Source organism: Pseudomonas iridis, from assembly GCF_017980685.1.
GTDB classification, from domain to species: Bacteria; Pseudomonadota; Gammaproteobacteria; order Pseudomonadales; family Pseudomonadaceae; genus Aquipseudomonas; species Aquipseudomonas iridis.
In genome coordinates this window covers 1-3,220 of sequence record NZ_JACXXO010000038.1, presented here as the reverse complement: position 1 = coordinate 3,220, position 3,220 = coordinate 1, and the positions used below count along the sequence as shown (strand labels likewise).

The following is a 3,220-nucleotide window of genomic DNA, read 5'->3' as shown; positions in this document are numbered from 1 at the left end:
TCGCGCTACTTGTGGCAACCGCAACAAATAAACCATTGCCGAATGCAATACCTCTTAAATTATAAGATGCGGGTAAGATACGACCAGTCCAAGTAATGCCGTCTGGTGAAGTAGCGCATACTGACCCGGATGAGGTAGTGACGACAAAAACACCATTACCATACGCAACGCTATACCAATTAGTAGATGCCGGAAGCGTGCGCTGCGTCCAGTTGATACCATCTGGCGAAGTTATAGCAATTGCGCTACTTATCCCAACAGCGACAAATAAACCACCGCCGTAAGTCACACCGCGCCAAGTTGCAGATACTGGCGCGCTTCTTTGCGTCCAGGTAATACCGTCTGGCGAGGTGGCAATAACGGTCATGCCGCCGCCTACGGCAACGAAAATGCCATTACCGTAAGTTACCGCGTACCAAGTTGCGGAAGCTGGAAGCGTGCGCTGTGTCCAGTTGATACCGTCTGGCGAAGTTGCGGCGATGTTGCTACTTGTGGCAACCGCAACGAACAGACCCTTGCCGTAAGTAACCGCAGCCCAGTTGACACTTGCGGGCAACGTCGCCTGCACTGAGGAAAAATCAATAGGAAGGTTTCGAGCAGTTGTGAGCAGGTCGCCGATTTGCTGCCCGGCAAACGCCCACTTGGGAAGGTTGTCCCCGTCCAACATCAACGATTGGCCGACTTGTGCCGTCGCACGATCCGGAAGGCTAGGCCCCCAACTAACAGCCCCCGCCTTATTGATTTGCAAAGCGGTGAACGGTTCACGGCCTACAGGAAACCCGGCGCCGGCACCTGAAGCTACAGCGGCGGATTGCGCTTCGATTTTGGCGGCATTCGCCAAAGCCACTTGTTGCGCCGCCAAGGCCACCTGCGCCGCGCCATTGTTGGTAGCATCGATGGCGGATTGCGCCGCGGCATTTTTCGAGGAGTTCGCAGCATTCGCGGACGTAGCTGCCGACGAAGCACTGCCGGCTGCCGCGTCCACACTCGATGCGATAATGATCAAGGCATTGTTAATTGCCAGGGCCAGGGCATTCGCTTGCAATACAAACGGCGGCAGCGCCGCGATGAATGGGTCGGCCAGAGCGCTGAACGCAACGGGACCATCGGAGCGGGACGGCGCCTGCGGTAGCGGATTAATCGTGGGTACAGGCATCAGGTCAGCCCCTCAATTTCAAGTTGGCAATCGGAAACAGTCGGGCCTGAATAGACCAGATCAAGTGAAGTAAAAAAGCCGTAAAGGATGGATGCTTCGTAAGTCTCTTCGCCGACCCAAACTACGGGTTTGGCACGAACTTCAGTCAGCATCCGCTTGATTTTCGCAACCCGGGCGGTCTCGACAGAGACAGGAAATTTGGCGGTGTCGGAGAACGCCCTTTCGGTCACGCTCCAGCCGCCGAACGCATCGCGCTCCTTGATGCTGTAGTCGTCGATCCCGACACCGGTGCCGTAAAGCGCTGTGCCAATGTCAGCGGTTTTTCCGACTACCAGCGCCCCGACTCCGGCCGTCCCGCTGCTGGTGACGGTCACCGTGAGGCTGGCCGTCCCATACGCGGGCAAGTCCAAAACCACCAGGCTGGAGCGAAACTCGATGTCCTCGAAAAACCAGTCGTACCAGTTGTCGACCGCACTATCGATGAGGCTGTAGTTACGAGTCGCCACAACCCCTTCGATGGGGTCGGTCATAACCACTGCCACCGACTCACCTTGCACGTTGATCAATGCCAGCGAGTTGACCACCGCCCCCGGCTGGATCGTCGCGGAGACGGAGCCCGGATTGGTCGTCAGGGTGCCTACGATCTCGTCAAACATCTTCCAGCGGTTGGTTGCGCCAATGTCTTGCCACTTCGCTGGATGGTCCTTGTCAACAACCTCCGCGCCTGGCTTCACGCCAGCGGCAACGGCCGCCAGCGCTTCGTAGTTGCGGTGATCGAGGGTGACCTTGTTGCCGATGGAATATGTCGCAGTAGGCGACCAGGCCGGATTGTCCGTTTCCGGCACGTTGGAGCTGATCAGCTTTGCAGGAGTGACCTCAATCGGTCTGATAAACCTCATGCGGGCTCCTTCACTACTGTGGTTGGAAGACCGACACGGTCCCACTTCTTGAACAGCTTGCTGTCCGCGTCGGAGTTGAGTTTCATTGGGCCAACGATCTGCTTGACCACGTCGATCAGCACATCGACTTTCCGCTCAAGCTGAGCGCTATCACTGCCCCCTTTGCTCATCGATCCCGCCTGGTTCGCGCTGTAGATCCGACTCGGACCAGTGACCTCCAGTTGTGGACCCAGCTCACCTATCCCGCCACCGGTGGCGAAAGCTGGAATCTGCCCGGCGTTCATCTGATCGAGCAGCCCGGTACCGAACATGCGCACCGCGTCGGCACGCATCACGTATTCACCATTGGAAAGGCGAGCGATGATGCTGTCGCTGGTACCGGTGCCCGGGCCGGATATCAGACCGCCAGTTGCGTAGCCGGCCTTTACGGCCTGACCATTTTCCTTGGCGGCATTGGCGATTGCCTGGGCCAGTTGGTCGTAGCCAATGGCTCCGCTGGCAAGCTGCCTCTCCCAGTAAGCCTTGCCGCCGGCATCGGCTTCGCGCCCGAGCAAATCCTTGTATACAGAATCGACAAGCGTGCCGTTATTGGCTGCTGTTCCAGCGCTGGCCTTTCCTCCAATGGCACCAAGAGCAGCAACTACCGAGGCGTTCATCGCATTGATTGCCGCCGTAACGCCCATGACCGAGTTGTCTACGCCGTTGAGCGCATCCATCTGCGCCTGGGCGAACTCAAGCTGCTGGTCGTACTGCGCCATCTGCAGGTCGTAGCTGTCTTTGGCTTGCTTGATTTGATCCTCAAGCCCTTTCAGCGACTTCTCTGCGGCGGTGAGCTGCTTGCCATTGATGCCGTTCAGCTCGGCCACCACGTTGGCCGTGCGCCCCTGATCCCGCGCGTAATCCTCCAGCGAGCCATACAGGTCGGTGTTGTTATTACTGACGGTGTCGAGGGCATCCTCCAGGCCGCTGAAGCCCGACAGCGAGCCACCCGAACGCGCCGTGGCCAGGGCGCTTTGCAGCGTGGCCTGGGCCTGGGCGCGCAGCATCTTCACGGCGTCATCCGAATCGCCGCGCAGAGCTTTGAGTGCTGCACCCAGATCGTTGCCGACCGAAGTCAGGCCGCTGACGTTTTCCGTCGCGGTGCTGACCATGTCGTTGAGCGAGG

At 58.5% G+C, this 3,220-nt stretch carries 3 protein-coding genes; all 3 read right to left on the bottom strand.

Annotation, left to right across the window (positions count from 1 at the left end; translation table 11 throughout):
- Positions 1-1,156, bottom strand: a 1,156-nt coding sequence (locus tag IEQ42_RS27145) for a WD40/YVTN/BNR-like repeat-containing protein (RefSeq protein ID WP_210706184.1), incomplete at its 3' end; no start/stop codon positions are given.
- Complete coding sequence (locus IEQ42_RS27140; protein WP_210706183.1) at positions 1,156-2,055, bottom strand: hypothetical protein; 900 nt, start codon at positions 2,053-2,055, stop codon at positions 1,156-1,158. The genes IEQ42_RS27140 and IEQ42_RS27145, both read right to left, overlap by 1 nt.
- On the bottom strand, positions 2,052-3,220 hold a 1,169-nt coding region (locus IEQ42_RS27135), incomplete at its 5' end, for a DUF4214 domain-containing protein (RefSeq protein ID WP_210706182.1). The genes IEQ42_RS27135 and IEQ42_RS27140, both read right to left, overlap by 4 nt.

Excerpts from the sequence above, each read along its gene's own strand:
- IEQ42_RS27140 (WP_210706183.1), bottom strand. The coding sequence starts at position 2,055 with ATGAGGTTTATCAGACCGATTGAGGTCACTCCTGCAAAGCTGATCAGC.